We start from the raw sequence: 17,179 nt of genomic DNA, 5'->3' as shown, positions 1-17,179 counted from the left end.
TTACTTGAATACCTCTATAAGTTTTTTAAAGCTTTCTTGATGATTGATTCCACTGAAGCCTCTGGGTCTTCTTTGACAATCTTTTCTACAACTCTTTCTGAAGATTTTCGTAAAAATCCCAAAACTTCCAAAGCTGATAACGCCTCATCTCGATTTGTATTGCTTTGTGACATAGAAACTTCATCTAAATCATACAATTTTAATACCTTATCTTTCAAATCCAGTATTACTCTTTGCGCTGTTTTGCTCCCTATCCCTTTTATAGATTGAATGGTTACCACATCACCAGATGCTATTGCATTAGTAATTTGTTTTGGGTCTAATGAAGAAAGCATCGTTCTTGCTATACTCGCTCCTATTCCGGAGACTGATAACAACATTTTAAAAATCTCTCTTTCTGACTTTTCCACAAAACCAAAAAGTGTATGCGCATCCTCTTTTATTTGAAGATGCGTATATACTTTTATAAAATCCGTATTTGGAAGCAAAGAATAAGTATGTAAAGAAATATTTACATGATAACCAACTCCTCCACAATCAATAATTATTTGCGTGGGCGATTTCTCTACTAATTTTCCTTGTAAATGTGCTATCATTAATTCTTAAATATATCATCAAATATAATAAAAATAGCACATAATTTTATCATATTCATCAATTTAACTTCGCTAATAATTTACAAATTATTAAACTAAATTAAATTTGCTTTTTTCTTTCCTTTCTCCTGCGCATCAATGACCGCAATTGCAGCCATATTGACCATTTCCTCAACACTTGCGCCTAATTGAAATATGTGAACCGGTTTTCCCATTCCTAACATAATAGGTCCTATTGAGTCTACCTTATTCAATTCTTTCAATAATTTATAGGTAATATTAGCCGATTCCAGATTAGGAAAAATCAAGGTATTTACTTTCTTTCCAGCTAACTTAGAAAAAGGGAATTTTTCTTTTAACATTTCAGGGTTCAATGCAAAATCTGCTTGAAGTTCACCATCAATAATCATCTCAGGATGATTATTATGCAAATAAGCAACAGCTTCTCTCACTTTTGATGCGCTTTCATTCGTTGAAGACCCAAAATTCGAATAGGATATCATCGCAATTACCGGCTCTACTCCAAACATTCTGGCTGTTTTTGCAGTCATGATGGCAATTTTAGCTAAATCATCTGCAGATGGATTAATGTTTATTGCGGTATCCGACAAAAACATTGGCCCACGAGCCGTCATCATCATATTTGTAGTGGCAACTAGAGAAGCGCCAGGTGCTTTTTCGATAAGCTGTAATATAGGTTTTACTACCGATGGATAACTTCTGGAGTATCCCGTTACTAATGCATCTGCTTCTCCTTCATTGACCATCATGGCCGCGAAATAATTTCTTTCACGCATTAACTTCTGAGCATCCAATAATGAAATCCCTCTTCTTTGTCTGGATGTCCAATACGTTGTGGCAAACTTGTTTCTTCTAGCTTCCTCTTCTTTAATTTTTGGATCTATAATCTGAACATCAGCATAAAAGCCTAGTTCTTCTTTTAATTCTAAAATAGTTTCTTTGTTTCCCAATAAAATTGGAAAACCGATCCCTTCTTCTAATACAATTTGTGCTGCTTTAAGGACATCTAAATGGTCTGCCTCAGCAAAAACAATTTTTTTAGGATCCATTTTAGCTCTATTAGCGATCAATCGAACCATTTTATTATCATTCCCTAAACGATCTAAAAGCTCTTCTTCATACTTTGCCCAATCGGTTATAGGGTTTAATGCTACTCCGGAATCCATAGCTGCTTTTGCAACAGCTGGTGCAACAACAGTTATCAATCTAGGATCGAACGGAGAAGGAATAATATATTCTTTTCCAAAAACCAATTTAGTAGCTCCGTAAGCAATATTCACTTGTTCCGGAACCGATTCTTTTGCTAATGCAGCAAGCGCTCTTACAGCCGCCATTTTCATCTCCTCATTTATTTTGGTAGCACGAACATCTAATGCGCCTCTAAAAATATAAGGAAATCCAAGAACATTATTCACCTGATTAGGAAAATCAGAACGTCCTGTTGCCATTATAATATCTTTACGTGTGGCAACAGCAAGGTTATAATCTATTTCCGGATCTGGATTTGCCATCGCAAAAACGATAGGATTTTCGGCCATTCCAAGCAACATTTTTGGAGTCATGATATCACCTGATGACAATCCTAAAAAAAGATCTGCACCAACTAATGCTTCTTCAAGACTTATCGGTTTTATGTCTTGGGCATATTTTTGTTGTAAAACTGATAGTGACGGATTGTCTTTTGTCAAAACGCCTTTACTATTAAACATCAAAATATTTTCTAATTTCACACCCAATAAAACATATAAATTAGCACATGCAAGCGCCGCAGAACCTGCTCCTGAAACGACCATTTTTACATCTTCCGCTTTTTTACCTGCTAATTCCAAAGCATTCAACAATGCCGCAGATGATATGATGGCTGTACCGTGCTGATCATCGTGCATCACAGGAATATTCAACTCTTCGACCAATCGTCTTTCAATTTCAAAAGACTCCGGCGCTTTAATATCTTCCAGATTAATACCTCCAAAGGTTGGTGCTATATTTTTGACTGTTTGAATGAATTCTTCAATATCTTTTGTTCCAATTTCAATGTCAAACACATCAATATCAGCAAAAATTTTAAACAATAATCCTTTACCTTCCATTACTGGTTTTGATGCTTCCGGACCAATGTCACCCAATCCTAAGACTGCAGTTCCATTTGTAATTACGGCAACTAAATTTCCTTTTGCGGTATATTTATAAACGTTATTTACGTCTTTCGCGATTTCTAAACACGGCTCAGCTACACCGGGAGAATATGCTAAAGATAAATCTCTTTGTGTTGCATATTTCTTAGTGGGAACTACTTGAATTTTACCGGGAGTTGGCTTTGCGTGGTATAATAATGCTTCTCTTCTTTTGCTATTTTTGTCCATTGTTTTTAGATTTTATTCTAGTCTGCAAAGATAGAAGACTTGATTTAAAAAGTCAGCATTTACCCTATTCTTTTACAAAAAATCGTCCCTCCCTAATTTATATAAAAAAAATAGCTGCATTAATTTTGCAGCTATTTATATACTTAATTTAAATTTTGAATTTATGCCTTGCTTCCGCTGATATAAGAATCCAAATATTGAATGGTATTTTTTTGAAGTTCGATTATCGCTTTTACCACATCGCCTATAGAGACAATACCTATAATCACATCATGTTCTGAAACTGGCAAATGTCTTATTCTTTTTGCGGTCATTAATTCCATACAATAGTCAATATTATCCGATGGCTTTACTGTAACCACATCTTTTTCCATGATTTCATGAACGAAAGTTTCCTTTGAAGATTTGTTTTTCAAAACAATTTTTCGAGCATAATCTCTTTCAGATAAAATACCTTTCAAAACATTATCTTCAATTATTAAAACTGCTCCAACATTTTTTTCTCCCATCACTTTCAAAGCTTCATATACAGTGATAGTAGAAAGTATTGAATGAACTTCCTTTCCTTTAGTGCTTAAAATTTGATTAACCGTCATAATTGATTCATTTAGTGAGTTATAAAGTTAAAAAAAATATACATTCAAATAACAAAAATATTTTTCAGCACTAAAATATATCATCAGAAGAAATCAATTCTCTCAATTTTGCTTTGAATTTTAAAGTTATTCCAGAAAATCAACATTCCTTTTTATCCCCTGAAACTTTGCTCTTTTTAATGGCGAATTTTTAAATACGGCCCTAAATGTTTCTTCGGTTATTTCTATCCAGTCCTTTTTGGACATGGAGAGTAATGCCGAATTTGTGTTAAATAAAGGTTCATTGTGCGCTTTTGAAAACTTATTCCAAGGACACACATCCTGACATACATCACAACCAAAAGCCCAATCATCAAACTTACCTTTCATTTCTTGAGGAATATTTTCTTTTAATTCAATCGTGAAATAGGAAATGCATTTGCTGCCGTCAACCACATAAGGCGCAACTATTGCCTCCGTAGGACAAGCGTCAATGCAAGCGGTACAAGTTCCACAATGATCCGTTGTAGGATTGTCGTAGTCTAAATCTAAATCAATAATGAGTTCCGCAATAAAGTAAAAAGAACCTACTTTTTGTGTCAGTAAATTACTGTTTTTCCCTATCCAACCTAAACCACTTTTGGCAGCCCAAGCTTTATCGAGCACTGGTGCGGAGTCTACAAAAGCACGTCCAGAAACTTCTCCGATTGTTGATTGAATGGAGAATAAAAATTCTTTAAGTTTTTCTTTAATTACAAAATGATAATCCTGCCCGTAAGCATATTTTGAAATTTTATAAGAATCCTGATTTTGTAGTTCTTCAGGATAATAATTTAGCAACAGCGAAACGACACTTTTAGCATCATCGACCAGTAAAGTTGGATTTAGGCGCTTGTCAAAATGGTTTTCCATATAGGACATTTGACCGTTTCTGTTGTTCTTCAACCAGTTTTCTAAACGTGGCGCTTCTTGTTCCAAGAAACCAGCTTTGGATATTCCACAAGATAAGAAGCCGAGACGTTGCGCTTCGGATTTGATAAATTGTGTGTATTTTAATTTATTGTTGATGCGTTAGGAGTTAAAGGTTATGCGTTAGGCGTTAGGAGTTATGGGTTATGAGTTGCACACTTAACGATTCGCCACTTTGAGATGGCTGAATATCCTAACCTTTCAGTTGTCGGCTTAACGAAACTTGAAACGAAACGATAATTCCACTAAATTCCAGCTAGCTCAAAATGGCTGTTAGCATACGTTTCTTTATTTTCCATATTTCATAATCCCCATAATTACTCCCACAAATATCGATAATAATATGTAAGAAAACACAACACCTACACTTCTTATAATCAATGATTTTTTTGAATAACCATAATCTGAAAAAAATTGTTTATAAAAATAAAACGCATAAACTAACGTGAATAGACCAATAATACTATAAATTGTAGTCAACCCTTTAATATTGGTATAGAAAATGGTCGTTATTGTAAATAGTAAAGCAATTAATGATTCTGCAACAGTTTTATAAGAATTTAAAACAAAATGTTCGGTCAGATTGAGTTTCGAATTTCTAAACCATAGAAAACTGAAAATAGAGTACAAAGGAATGGTTAAAAGTAAAGTAGATTTAGGATTTTTCTGTGTAAATTCTTGAAATTCATTCATTGCAGCTTTGCTACTTTCGGGCAATAAATCAGAAATTTTCACTTGGGAAAATTCACCTAAAAAATGGGAAATACCAATAGTAATGACCAACAATGTTACAAAATTAAAATATCCTACTCTTTTTCCATTAATATATTCTCTTATACTATGACCTGGACGTGTAAATAATTCTTTAATTGTAAAAAAAATCCCATTGTCAATGTGCCAAATTCCATGAATTAAATCGTGCTCAATAAAATGTTTGATAGAATATCTATGAACACTTGCTTTTTGACCGCACTGAGCACAAAAATTACTTGTTATTTGATTTACACAGTTTAAACAGTTTTCAGACATTTTATGTTATATTCCGGGATTTGATTTCATTTTTTACTTCTTTGTAGTTATTCCAATTCATTATAAAAATTGGCAAAAATATTATTGGCAATAAGGAAAAAAATGAAAGGCCATTTTTTATAAAACCATAAACTGTAATTCCAATCATCATTCCCATAATAAAAGAATATGAAGTGCTAATACTTTTTCTCTTCTTTTGCTCAATAATTAATTCTTGTTCTGTCAGATCTGTTAATCTCTTTGTTTTCATTTGATTACTTTCTATTTTAAATTATGATTTGTTTTTATTAGGTCTTCTGAAATTTATGCTAACTTCCTAACTTTTAATATTCCTAATAAATTAGAAAAGTCCGCCTTGAATGTTTGTATTTATTTTCCCTAAATGCTTATAGGCTTTATCAGTGACTTCCCTGCCTCGTGGCGTTCTCATGATAAATCCTTCCTGTATCAAAAAAGGCTCATAGACTTCCTCGATTGTTTCGCTGCTTTCGGATACGGCTGTTGCCAAAGTAGTTAACCCAACCGGTCCACCTTTAAATTTATCGATAATTGTGATTAGAATTTTATTGTCCATTTCGTCCAGACCATGCGCATCAACATTAAGCGCTTTTAAGGCGTAACGAGCAATTTCTATGTCAATTGTGCCATTCCCTTTTATCTGGGCAAAATCACGCACACGACGCAACAATGCGTTAGCGATACGTGGTGTTCCGCGGCTTCTACCTGCAATTTCTATGGCTGCTTCCATTGATATTGGCATTTTAAATATAGCAGCACTTCTTTCCACGATTGTGGTGAGCAACTCTGTGGTATAATATTGTAAACGGGAAGATATTCCAAAACGAGCTCTCATAGGAGCGGTCAATAAACCGGAACGCGTGGTGGCTCCAATTAATGTGAATGGATTTAGATTGATTTGAACTGTTCTTGCATTTGGTCCTGATTCAATCATGATATCAATTTTGAAATCCTCCATTGCAGAATATAAATATTCTTCCACTATAGGACTCAAACGATGAATTTCATCAATAAACAAAACGTCCCTTTCTTCCAGATTAGTCAATAAACCTGCTAAATCTCCGGGTTTGTCTAAAACTGGACCAGAAGTAATTTTGATGCCAACTTGTAATTCATTAGCAAGAATATTAGCTAAGGTTGTTTTTCCTAGACCGGGAGGGCCGTGAAACAGCGTATGGTCAAGTGCTTCATTTCGTTGATTTGCAGCTTGGACAAAAACTTTCAGGTTCTCTAATATTTGGTCTTGCCCCGCAAAATCATCAAAAGAAAGCGGTCTTAATTTTTTTTCAAGATCAAGTTCTTCCGAATTGTAACCGTTTGATGTTGGGTCTAAATTTTCATTCATGTAACAAAGATAGCAAAGCAATTTTGAATTATAAATTTTAAATTTTAAATGCTATAAAAATTAAAAAAGTTACTATCTAAAAGAATACTCCGAAGACTAAGTAATACCAAAACGCCATAAAAAAAGCCTCTACTTTCGCAGAGGCTTTTCTTTATATTTTAGTGGTGTAAAACTTCTTCACCTTCTTTCATTGGAACGTTTTGAGGTACAAAATCCACATCGTGTGCAGGATTACTGTAGTCATAAGGCCAACGATATACGTGAGGAATTTCACCTGGCCAGTTACCGTGAATGTGTTCAACCGGCGCTGTCCATTCTAGTGTATTCGATTTCCATGGATTCTGAACCGCTTTCTTACCGTAGAAAATACTACTAAAGAAGTTATACAAAAATACCAATTGAAAAGCTCCACCAATTAATGCAAATGTAGTAATCAAAACGTTTACGTTTTGCAAATCATCAAATAATGGGAAGTTTGTGTTTGTATAGTAACGTCTTGGTAAACCAGCTAATCCGATAAAGTGCATTGGGAAGAAAACTCCATAAGCACAGATTGCAGTTACCCAAAAGTGTACATATCCAAGATTCTTGTTTAACATTCTTCCGAACATTCTTGGGAACCAGTGGTAAATACCAGCAAACATTCCGTAAAGAGCAGAAATACCCATTACTAAGTGAAAGTGAGCTACTACGAAATACGTATCATGCACATTAATATCAAGTGTACTGTCTCCAAGAATAATTCCTGTTAAACCACCTGTAATAAATGTAGAAACTAAACCAATTGAAAACAGCATAGCCGGATTCAATTGCAAGTTACCTTTCCAAAGTGTAGTGATGTAATTAAACGCTTTTACAGCTGAAGGGATAGCAATCAATAATGTTGTAAAGGTAAATACAGAACCTAAAAATGGATTCATACCCGAGATAAACATATGGTGACCCCAAACAATTGTTGATAAGAAAGCAATTGCCAAAATTGACATAATCATCGCTCTGTAACCAAAAATTGGTTTACGTGAATTTGTTGCAATAACTTCCGAAGTAATACCCAAAGCAGGTAATAAAACGATATAAACCTCAGGGTGTCCTAAGAACCAAAATAAGTGTTCGAACAATACTGGCGAACCACCTTGATAATGTAAAACTTCTCCAGCAATATAAATATCCGATAAGAAGAATGAAGTTCCAAAACTTCTATCAAAAATCAACAATAATGCTGCTGATAAAAGAACCGGGAAAGAAACGATACCAATAATTGCTGTTACAAAGAAAGCCCAAATTGTAAGAGGCAATCTAGTCATAGTCATCCCTTTAGTTCTTAAATTAATTACTGTTACAACGTAATTTAAAGAACCCATTAAAGAAGATGCAATAAAGATAGCCATTGAAACTAGCCATAATGTCATTCCTAAACCTGAACCAGGGATAGCTTGTGGCAAAGCACTCAAGGGTGGATAAATAGTCCATCCTGCAGATGCAGGTCCAGCTTCAACAAAAAGAGAACTAACCATGATTATACTTGACAAGAAGAACAACCAGTATGATATCATATTCATAAAACCAGATGCCATATCACGTGCACCAATCTGAAGTGGTATCAACAAGTTACTAAAAGTACCACTTAAAGCGGCCGTTAATACAAAGAATACCATTATAGTTCCATGTATAGTAACTAAAGCCAAATAAATATCATTTGTCATTACTCCGTTAGGAGCAAATTTATCACCAAGTAAAATATTGAAAATTTTAAATGATTCTTCTGGCCATGCTAATTGCATTCTAAATAGCATAGACATTCCTACCCCAATAATTCCCATAATAATACCCGTAATTAGGTATTGTTTGGCAATCATTTTATGATCAATACTAAAAATATATTTAGTAATAAAAGTGTCTTTATGGTGATGTTCGTGTTCGTGATCTATTGCGTGATCGTGACCTTCTGCTGACATATATGTTTACTTTAAATTTTTCTTATTAATTATTTCATGGCCGTTACGGCAACTGCTGCAGTATCTTTTGCTTTTGTAGAATCTGTACCAGATGCTCCATCAGCAGCAGCAGGTTCAGCCATAGCAGCTTTTACTTCACTTACAATTGTAGCTTTATCTTTCAACCATGCTTTATAGTCTTCAGGTGTATCTACAATAATTTTCATTTGCATGTTATAATGAGATGCTCCACAAATTTTATTACAAAGCAATAAGTAATCAAACGTGTAAGGATCTAAAGCAGTTTCGCCCTTAGCTACTAATTCAATACTTTTTTTAGATCTTAAAGCATTAATATTAGCCACTTTTTCTACCATAAATGGCAATTCTCTATATTCTGCTGTAGTGTATATCGGTTCAAAAGCGAATTGCGTAACCATACCGGGAACACAGTTCATTTGTGCTCTAAAGTGAGGCATGTACGCTGAATGCAAAACATCTTGAGAACGCATTTTGAAAAGAATCTTTTTTCCTTTAGGAATATGCAATTCTGTTACAACAATATCATCTTGTGAATATGGATCAGCTAAATCAACACCTACTGCATTTGCACCTTCAATAAATCTAACATTAGCTTTCCCTAATACATTATCATTACCTGAATATCTGGCTTTCCAGTTAAACTGCTGTGCATACAATTCAATAACTATAGTATCCTCATCTTCATCAACAAACATAATATTTGTCCAAGCGAAAAGACCATAAAGAATCAAACCTGCTAAAACTACAGCTGGAATAACACTCCAAATAGCTTCTAACTTATTATTATCCGCAAAATAAAGTGCTTTTTGATCTTTTTTTCCTCTGTATTTGAAAGCAAAATAATGCAACAATACTTGAGTTATAGCCTGAACTATAAAGATAAGAACCCATGTAATATTCATTAAATTATCTACTTCACCACCATGTGCAGAAGCCGGCGTATGAAGAACAAGAGGTCCCCATTTAAACAATCCGTAAATTGAAAAAATATAAATGAAAGCCAAAAACCCAAACATCAAATAACCTTGAACGTTATTATCGTTATCTGTAGCTATTTCTGAACTATCTGAATTAGATCCAACTTGCGTCAGGTCGAATATTTTAGTCAATTGCCATAAAGCAACAGCTAATAAAACTAAAACTATAATTACCAACAAACTTGTCATCTGTTTTTTTCTTTAAATATTAATAATGAAAATGTTTACTTTCTCCTATGAAAGGATTTCTTTTTGCCAACAAAGGAGCTTTAGTTAACGCTGTGAAAACAACATAAATAAATAATCCTAAGAAGAAAAGAACGGATGCTATCTCTGGTACACCAATAAACCATCTGTCTCCTACAGTTCCCGGCATAATCATATTAAAGAAATCAATATAATGACCTGCTAGTATTACAATTCCTGCCATAACTAGTACCCAAGTAATTCTCTTGAAATCTGTATTAATTAATATTAATAAAGGGAATAAAAAATTCATTACTACAGCACCAAAGAATGGAAGATTATACAATTCAATTCTGGTAATAAAATACGTTACCTCTTCAGGGATATTTGCATACCATATCAACATGAATTGTGAAAACCATAAATACGTCCAGAAAACACTTAATCCGAACATGAATTTTGCTAAATCGTGTATATGACTTGTATTTACATGCTCTAAATATCCTCTAGATTTTAGGTACAAAGTAATTAAAGCAATAGTTGTAACTCCACTAACAAAGAAGCTAGCAAATACGTACCATCCAAATAATGTACTGAACCAATGAGGATCAATAGACATTATCCAATCCCAAGACATTATAGATTCCGACACGATGAAGAAAACTAAAAACATCGCTGATATGTTGAAGTTTTTCTTGTAAAACAAGTCATCATTTGCTTCGTCTTGCGCCAAACAGTTTTTTCTTGAAAAATATTGATATAAACTCCAACCAGTCAAAAATATAGCAGCTCTAACAATCCAAAAAGGAAAATTTAAATAACCTGTTTTATTAGCGATTAATTTATCATTTGCAACAACTTCAGGATCTAACCATATAAACATGTGATTAAAATGTAAACCACATAATATTAGAATAACAAAAAAGATAACAGAACCAACAGGTAAATAAGATGTTATACCCTGCATAACTCTAAATAATACTGGAGACCATCCAGCCTGAGCTACTTGTTGAATTGCATAAAACACTAAAACTCCAAGAGAAACAAGCATAAAGAAAATACAAGCAACGTATAAAGCAGACCAAGGTTTGTTTTGTAGTTGGTGTAAAACATGATTCAAATGCTCAGTATGTTCCGCCTCTTCACTAACATCATGACCTTCTTTTTTAACAGCTGCCTCAGCGTGAACTGGTTCAGCATGTGCTGCTTCAGCAACTTTAGTAGTATCATCTGTTGGAGCTACAGCTTCATGAGATTCTTCCATTTTTTTCTCTTCGGTAGCTTCGCTATGACTAGCAGCAGCTTCATGCGAAGGTTCAGCAGCAGTTGTCGCTTCATGTTTAGCTTCACCATGACCACCATGACTTTCGGCCGCAAGAAGTTTTTCAACTTCTTGAATATCTTTAGGTGCAGTTAAAAAACCATATCCAATTCCTAAAAGACCTACAGCCATTAAGATGAAAGAAAAAGTTTTTAATTTACTTGAAAATGTATACATATCTATTACGATCAGTTTGTTCAACAATTATAATTCGCTTTTTAGTTTTAGAACATAGTCAGTAACTAACCAACGTTCATGGGCACTCAATTGGTTAGCATGTGAACCCATTGAATTTAAACCATAAGTTATAACATGAAAAATACTTCCTTCAGTGATAACTCTATCTTTATAACTAGGAACACCCAGAAATTTTTCTCTTTCTACAAGCTTTCCTTTACCGTTTCCAGAAGCACCATGGCAACTGGTACAATATATCTCAAAAAGCTCCTTTCCTTTATCAGAGTCTCTGCTTAAAGAATCCAAAGGAGATTTAAGATTTGCTTTTGCTAACTCATACCCTGCGGTAGAATTTTCATATTCAAAAGGTTCAAATCCTCTGTTAATAGTCCCTTCAGCTGGAAGTTGACCTTCTTTACCGTTTTTAAATGCATTTGATTCAGAATAAGTTTCATACCCTACTGACTCATACATATTTGGAAAATACTGATAGTTTGGTTCCGCATTATTATGGCAAGATGAAACTAAAATAGTTATGCCAAATAAAAGTGTTATTTTATATACGCTTTTCATATCTATAATTAATGCTTTTCTATTACTTTAACTTCTACAGCTCCCGTGCTTTGGAAAAAAGAAACTAATTCTTCTTCATTATCATTTACAGCAACTTCCATTAAAAAATGGTCATCTGTAGTTCTTACATCTGGATTCTCTGCTTCTTTGAAAGGCCATAATTTACTTCTCATATAAAAAGTAATAACCATTAAGTGAGCCGCAAAAAATACCGTAAGTTCAAACATAATTGGAACGAAAGCAGGCATGTTTTCAATATAACTAAAACTTGGCTTTCCGCCAATATCTTGTGGCCAATCTTGAATCATAATATAATTCATCATAGCTGTTGCTACCGAGATTCCAACACAACCATAAAGAAAAGCACAAATAGCTAATCTTGTAGGTGCAATTCCCATAGCTTTATCCAAACCGTGAACCGGGAATGGAGTAAAAACTTCTTCAATATGATGATGAGCTGCTCTGGTTTTTTTAACCGCATCCATCAATATATCATCGTCATTATAAATGGCGTATATTACTTTATTACTCATGATGTGAATCTTTATTTGCTTCTCTTTCTCTTTTGTAATTATCTCCAGTTCCTTTCAAAATTGTTTTTACCTCTGCTTGTGCAATTACAGGGAATGTTCTTGAATACAATAAGAACAATACAAAGAAGAAACCTATTGTTCCAATGAAAATTCCAATATCAACAAATGTAGGTGAAAACATTGTCCAAGAAGATGGTAAATAATCTCTATGTAACGAAGTTACGATAATTACAAATCTCTCAAACCACATTCCAATATTTACAACTATCGAAATTATAAACGAGAACATGATACTTGTTCTTAATTTTTTGAACCACATGAATTGTGGAGAAAAAACATTACAAGTCATCATTGACCAATATGCCCACCAGTAAGGTCCGGTTGCTCTATTCAAGAAAGCATATTGTTCGTACTCTACACCAGAATACCATGCAACAAATAATTCAGTTATATAGGCAACCCCAACAATAGAACCCGTAATCATGATAACGATATTCATCAACTCAATGTGTTGAATCGTAATGTAAGCTTCTAGATTAGATACTTTTCTCATAATGATAAGCAAGGTATTTACCATTGCAAATCCTGAGAAAACCGCTCCAGCAACAAAGTACGGAGGGAAGATTGTAGTATGCCATCCTGGAATAACGGATGTAGCAAAATCCATCGATACAATAGTATGCACTGAAAGTACAAGTGGAGTAGCTAAACCTGCAAGTACCAAAGATACTTCTTCAAAACGTTGCCAGTCTTTTGCTCTACCGCTCCATCCAAAACTTAATATAGAATACACTCTTTTATTAAAAGGAGTAATAGCTCTATCACGTAACATGGCAAAATCAGGTAATAAACCAGTCCACCAGAATACTAATGAAACCGAAAGATACGTTGAAATTGCAAATACGTCCCAAAGTAATGGCGAGTTAAAGTTTACCCAAAGAGAACCAAATTGATTCGGAATTGGTAGAACCCAATACGCTAACCATGGACGCCCCATGTGAATGATTGGAAATAAACCTGCTTGAATAACGGAGAAAATTGTCATTGCTTCTGCAGAACGGTTAATTGCCATTCTCCAACGTTGACGGAAAAGTAATAATACCGCCGAAATAAGTGTTCCTGCGTGACCAATACCAACCCACCAAACAAAGTTCGTGATATCCCAAGCCCATCCTACAGTTTTATTTAATCCCCATGTTCCAATACCTGTAGATACGGTGTAAATGATACAGCCAAGTCCCCAAAGGAAGGCTATTAATGCGATTGAAAATACAATCCACCAATGTTTGTTTGCTTTACCTTCAACAGGCGCAGCTACATCTACAGTTACATCGTGATAAGATTTATCACCTATAACTAAGGGTTTTCTAATGGTTGCTTCGTAGTGAGACGACATAATCCTTTATATTGATTCTTAATTAATTATTTTTTGTACTAGGTATTTCTAACTTTAACGTGGTAAATCACATTTGGTTTTGTTCCAACATGCTCCAATAAATGATACATTCTTTCGTCAGCAGCTAATTTAGTTATTTCCGCTTCTGAATCATTTACATCACCAAATTTCATTGCCCCTGTAGAACAAGCATTTGAACATGCAGTTTGGAATTCACCATCAACGATTGCTCTTCCTTCTCTTTTTGCTTTCAAAATTGTCGCTTGTGTCATTTGAATACACATTGAACATTTTTCCATAACTCCACGAGAACGAACATTAACATCTGGATTCAATACCATACGTCCTAAATCGTCATTCATATGATAATCGAATTCACTGTTTTTGTTGTACAAGAACCAGTTAAAACGACGCACTTTATACGGACAGTTGTTAGCGCAATAACGCGTACCAACACATCTGTTATAAGCCATATGGTTTTGACCTTGACGAGAGTGTGAAGTTGCAGCAACTGGACAAACCGTTTCACAAGGTGCATGATTACAATGTTGACACATTACAGGTTGAAATGATACTTGTGGGTTATCACCCGCTTTTTCCATTTCATTAAATGTAGACAGTGAACTTGATAAACCTGCGATATTTTCTTTTCTTTCGTTATCTCCTTCAAAAGTACTTTCAGAAGAATAATATCTGTCAATACGCAACCAGTGCATATCACGACTTCTTCTAACTTCTGATTTTCCAACAACAGGAACGTTGTTTTCTGCATGACAAGCAATTACACAAGCACCACAACCAGTACAAGCGTTCAAGTCAATAGAAAGATTAAAATGGTGACCAGTTGAACGATCAAATGAATCCCATAAATCTACTTTAGTTGCTTCAACGAGTTTGTGATCCAATGAAACCATTGGTTGTTCATTCCACTCTTTAGCATCTTTTGTATTGAAGATTTCTAAAGAAGTTTCTTTTATAATATCGCCTCTTCCCATCAATGTCTTCTGACCTTGAACACAAGCAAACTCATGTTCTCCTCCAGCTTTCGCCAATGTTACAGACTGTACATTATCAAAACCTTTATATAAAGAGTAGGCATTTAAACCTACCATCATTTCTTCTTTCAAAGCCGCTTTACGACCGTAACCTAATGCTAAACCAATAGTTCCAACAGCTTGACCTGGCTGAACTATTACCGGAACATTTTCTAATTTAGCTCCATCGGCAGTAGTAATAGTAGCATAACTTCCGTTCAAACCACCATTTGCTACAATTTCATTAGAAAGTTCGTATTTTTTAGCATCTGCATTCGAAACAGTAACATAATTATCCCAAGACACTCTTGTAATTGGATCCGGAAACTCTTGCAACCAAGGGTTATTCGCTTGCTGTCCATCTCCCATACCTGTTTTAGTATATAAAACAAGTTCCAATCCTTGCGACGCTTTTGATTTTGCTAAAGCATTTGCAGCAGCACTATAATCAGCAGAACCTGCAGATACCGTTGGAACAACTCCAACATAAACACCATCATGTAAAACTTTGTTCCAAGAAGAACCAGCTATTATTGTTGATGCATTAGCCTTAATATAATCGTAGAATGTACCTGTAAGTCCATTTAAAGATAACAATACATCTTGAAATTGTTTCGTAGTAAAAAGAGGGCGAATTGCAGGCTGAGTAATTCCGTAAGTACCTTTTGTAATACTTACATCATTCCATGATTCTAAATAATGAGGTACAGCAGCTGCAATAGTACTTACTAAAGCCGTTTCATCTTCTTTTAAAGAAAATGCCACTGATGTTTTTACTTTTTTAAGTCCTTCAACAAAAGAAGCACTATCTGCTAAAGTGTAAACTGGATTAACACCACTCATTATCAAAGTATGAACGCTTCCCGCTTTCATATCATTGATTAATTGAGTAACTTTTGCATCAGATCCTTTTCTGATTTGTCTTACTCCAGAAGTACTGAAAGCTTCACTTGCCAACACTTGGTTGATAGCTAAAACTAACAATTGAGCATTTTTATCTTGAATACCCGATACCAATACTCCTTTTGAACCAGCAGCTTTCAATTGTTGAGCCGCTTTTGTAACTTCTGCTTTAAATTTATCTTCTAAACTTACAGCAACAGAAGAACCAGTTACAATATTATATATATGAACTAATGCTTGTTTTTGATTAGCCGTAGACATTGGTAAACGCTTATCAGCAGCAGCACCAGACAAAGTCATGTTTGCTTCTAATTGGAAATGACGTGACATCTTTCCTGCTTTAGGAATTCTTCCTTTAGCATAACCTGAATCAAATCCTCCACCTTGCCAATCCCCAAGGAAATCAGCTCCAACAGAAACTATAAGCGAAGCTTTAGAAAAATCATAATCAACCAAAGCTCTTTCTCCGTATACAGTTTCGAAAGCATCTAATGCTTCAGATTCAGATACAGCGTCATAAACAACATGTTTAGCGTTTGGATTTTTACCGATAAACTCAGCTATCAACTTTTCAGTTGACGGACTAGCCAATGTATTTGTCAAAAGCACTACTTGACCACCTTTTGCGGTAGCATCAGCTATACTTGATTTAATTTTAGAATCAACAGCAGACCAAGTTGAATTTTTACCTTCAATTTTTGGTTCTTTCAAACGCATACTGTCATATAAAGACAGAATAGACGCATGAACTCTTGCATTAGCACTAAACTTAGCTCCGGCAATAGTATTATTATCTATTTTAATAGGACGCCCTTCACGAGTTTTTACCAAAAGATTAGCAAAATCAAATCCATCAAAAACAGAAGTTGCATAATAATCCGCCACTCCAGGAATGATTTGTTCCGGCTGAAGCACATAAGGTATTGACTTGTTCACAGGACCTTCGCAAGCTGCAAGCGTAGCTGCCGCAGTACTAAAACCAACGTACTTTAAAAAATCACGACGTGATGTTGATGAAGATGACAAAGCGTCATTATTTCCTAAAAATTCATCAGTAGGAATTTCTTCAACAAATTCGTTATTTTTAAGCGCCTCAACAATAGAACTATTTTTGTCTAGTTCTTCAACACTTTTCCAGTATTTTTTGTTTGATGACATATATAAATATTAAAATCTTAATAATTTGA

General features: G+C 34.5%; 14 protein-coding genes. All 14 read right to left on the bottom strand.

The annotated features are described in order from the left end of the window. Nucleotides 1-14 precede the first annotated feature (14 nt). Nucleotides 15-596: a Holliday junction branch migration protein RuvA gene (ruvA, locus tag E0I26_RS02880; protein ID WP_131914982.1), complete on the bottom strand. Its 582-nt coding sequence runs from the start codon at nucleotides 594-596 to the stop codon at nucleotides 15-17. Between the two features lie 95 nt (nucleotides 597-691). Continuing rightward, nucleotides 692-2,980: an NADP-dependent malic enzyme gene (locus E0I26_RS02875; RefSeq protein ID WP_131914981.1), complete on the bottom strand. Its 2,289-nt coding sequence runs from the start codon at nucleotides 2,978-2,980 to the stop codon at nucleotides 692-694. A gap of 161 nt (nucleotides 2,981-3,141) precedes the next feature. Continuing rightward, on the bottom strand, nucleotides 3,142-3,576 hold the full coding sequence (locus E0I26_RS02870; protein WP_131914980.1) for a CBS domain-containing protein: 435 nt from the start codon (nucleotides 3,574-3,576) through the stop codon (nucleotides 3,142-3,144). Nucleotides 3,577-3,702: 126 nt separating this feature from the next. Further along, nucleotides 3,703-4,623 (bottom strand): tRNA epoxyqueuosine(34) reductase QueG, encoded by a 921-nt coding sequence (queG, locus tag E0I26_RS02865; protein ID WP_131914979.1) that lies wholly within the window; start codon nucleotides 4,621-4,623, stop codon nucleotides 3,703-3,705. Nucleotides 4,624-4,812: 189 nt separating this feature from the next. Then, the gene (locus E0I26_RS02860; RefSeq protein WP_131914978.1) at nucleotides 4,813-5,553 is read right to left on the bottom strand and encodes a DUF3667 domain-containing protein; all 741 of its coding nucleotides are present in this window, start codon (nucleotides 5,551-5,553) and stop codon (nucleotides 4,813-4,815) included. A 1-nt stretch (nucleotide 5,554) separates the two neighbouring features. Beyond that, entirely contained in the window at nucleotides 5,555-5,803 is a 249-nt protein-coding gene (locus E0I26_RS02855; protein ID WP_131914977.1) for a hypothetical protein, read from the bottom strand. Nucleotides 5,804-5,893: 90 nt separating this feature from the next. Further along, complete coding sequence (ruvB, locus tag E0I26_RS02850) at nucleotides 5,894-6,916, bottom strand: Holliday junction branch migration DNA helicase RuvB (protein WP_131914976.1); 1,023 nt, start codon at nucleotides 6,914-6,916, stop codon at nucleotides 5,894-5,896. Nucleotides 6,917-7,074: 158 nt separating this feature from the next. Then, a complete protein-coding gene (locus E0I26_RS02845) occupies nucleotides 7,075-8,871 on the bottom strand; it encodes a cytochrome c oxidase subunit I (protein ID WP_131914975.1) in 1,797 nt (598 codons plus the stop codon). Nucleotides 8,872-8,900: 29 nt separating this feature from the next. Continuing rightward, nucleotides 8,901-10,058, bottom strand: a complete 1,158-nt coding sequence (locus E0I26_RS02840) for a cytochrome c oxidase subunit II (protein ID WP_131914974.1) — start codon at nucleotides 10,056-10,058, stop codon at nucleotides 8,901-8,903. A gap of 19 nt (nucleotides 10,059-10,077) precedes the next feature. Beyond that, nucleotides 10,078-11,553, bottom strand: coding sequence for a quinol:cytochrome C oxidoreductase (locus E0I26_RS02835; RefSeq protein WP_131914973.1), 1,476 nt, complete (start codon nucleotides 11,551-11,553; stop codon nucleotides 10,078-10,080). 27 nt (nucleotides 11,554-11,580) lie between these two features. Continuing rightward, entirely contained in the window at nucleotides 11,581-12,126 is a 546-nt protein-coding gene (locus E0I26_RS02830; protein ID WP_131914972.1) for a c-type cytochrome, read from the bottom strand. A gap of 8 nt (nucleotides 12,127-12,134) precedes the next feature. Beyond that, nucleotides 12,135-12,659, bottom strand: coding sequence for a DUF3341 domain-containing protein (locus E0I26_RS02825; RefSeq protein ID WP_099714289.1), 525 nt, complete (start codon nucleotides 12,657-12,659; stop codon nucleotides 12,135-12,137). Next, nucleotides 12,652-14,055: an NrfD/PsrC family molybdoenzyme membrane anchor subunit gene (gene nrfD, locus E0I26_RS02820; protein ID WP_099714288.1), complete on the bottom strand. Its 1,404-nt coding sequence runs from the start codon at nucleotides 14,053-14,055 to the stop codon at nucleotides 12,652-12,654. Before nrfD ends, E0I26_RS02825 begins: the two co-directional genes overlap by 8 nt. Nucleotides 14,056-14,093: 38 nt before the next feature. Beyond that, nucleotides 14,094-17,150, bottom strand: coding sequence for a TAT-variant-translocated molybdopterin oxidoreductase (locus tag E0I26_RS02815; protein WP_131914971.1), 3,057 nt, complete (start codon nucleotides 17,148-17,150; stop codon nucleotides 14,094-14,096). Between the last annotated feature and the right edge of the window lie 29 nt (nucleotides 17,151-17,179).

It is taken from the genome of Flavobacterium rhamnosiphilum, assembly GCF_004349195.1.
In the GTDB taxonomy this organism is placed as follows: Bacteria; Bacteroidota; Bacteroidia; order Flavobacteriales; family Flavobacteriaceae; genus Flavobacterium; species Flavobacterium rhamnosiphilum.
This window is presented reverse-complemented; position numbering and strand designations above follow the sequence as displayed.

Excerpts from the sequence above, each read along its gene's own strand:
- ruvA (WP_131914982.1), bottom strand. The coding sequence starts at position 596 with ATGATAGCACATTTACAAGGAAAATTAGTAGAGAAATCGCCCACGCAA.
- E0I26_RS02875 (WP_131914981.1), bottom strand. The coding sequence starts at position 2,980 with ATGGACAAAAATAGCAAAAGAAGAGAAGCATTATTATACCACGCAAAG.
- E0I26_RS02870 (WP_131914980.1), bottom strand. The coding sequence starts at position 3,576 with ATGACGGTTAATCAAATTTTAAGCACTAAAGGAAAGGAAGTTCATTCA.
- E0I26_RS02860 (WP_131914978.1), bottom strand. The coding sequence starts at position 5,553 with ATGTCTGAAAACTGTTTAAACTGTGTAAATCAAATAACAAGTAATTTT.
- E0I26_RS02855 (WP_131914977.1), bottom strand. The coding sequence starts at position 5,803 with ATGAAAACAAAGAGATTAACAGATCTGACAGAACAAGAATTAATTATT.
- ruvB (WP_131914976.1), bottom strand. The coding sequence starts at position 6,916 with ATGAATGAAAATTTAGACCCAACATCAAACGGTTACAATTCGGAAGAA.
- E0I26_RS02845 (WP_131914975.1), bottom strand. The coding sequence starts at position 8,871 with ATGTCAGCAGAAGGTCACGATCACGCAATAGATCACGAACACGAACAT.
- E0I26_RS02840 (WP_131914974.1), bottom strand. The coding sequence starts at position 10,058 with ATGACAAGTTTGTTGGTAATTATAGTTTTAGTTTTATTAGCTGTTGCT.
- E0I26_RS02835 (WP_131914973.1), bottom strand. The coding sequence starts at position 11,553 with ATGTATACATTTTCAAGTAAATTAAAAACTTTTTCTTTCATCTTAATG.
- E0I26_RS02830 (WP_131914972.1), bottom strand. The coding sequence starts at position 12,126 with ATGAAAAGCGTATATAAAATAACACTTTTATTTGGCATAACTATTTTA.
- E0I26_RS02825 (WP_099714289.1), bottom strand. The coding sequence starts at position 12,659 with ATGAGTAATAAAGTAATATACGCCATTTATAATGACGATGATATATTG.
- nrfD (WP_099714288.1), bottom strand. The coding sequence starts at position 14,055 with ATGTCGTCTCACTACGAAGCAACCATTAGAAAACCCTTAGTTATAGGT.
- E0I26_RS02815 (WP_131914971.1), bottom strand. The coding sequence starts at position 17,150 with ATGTCATCAAACAAAAAATACTGGAAAAGTGTTGAAGAACTAGACAAA.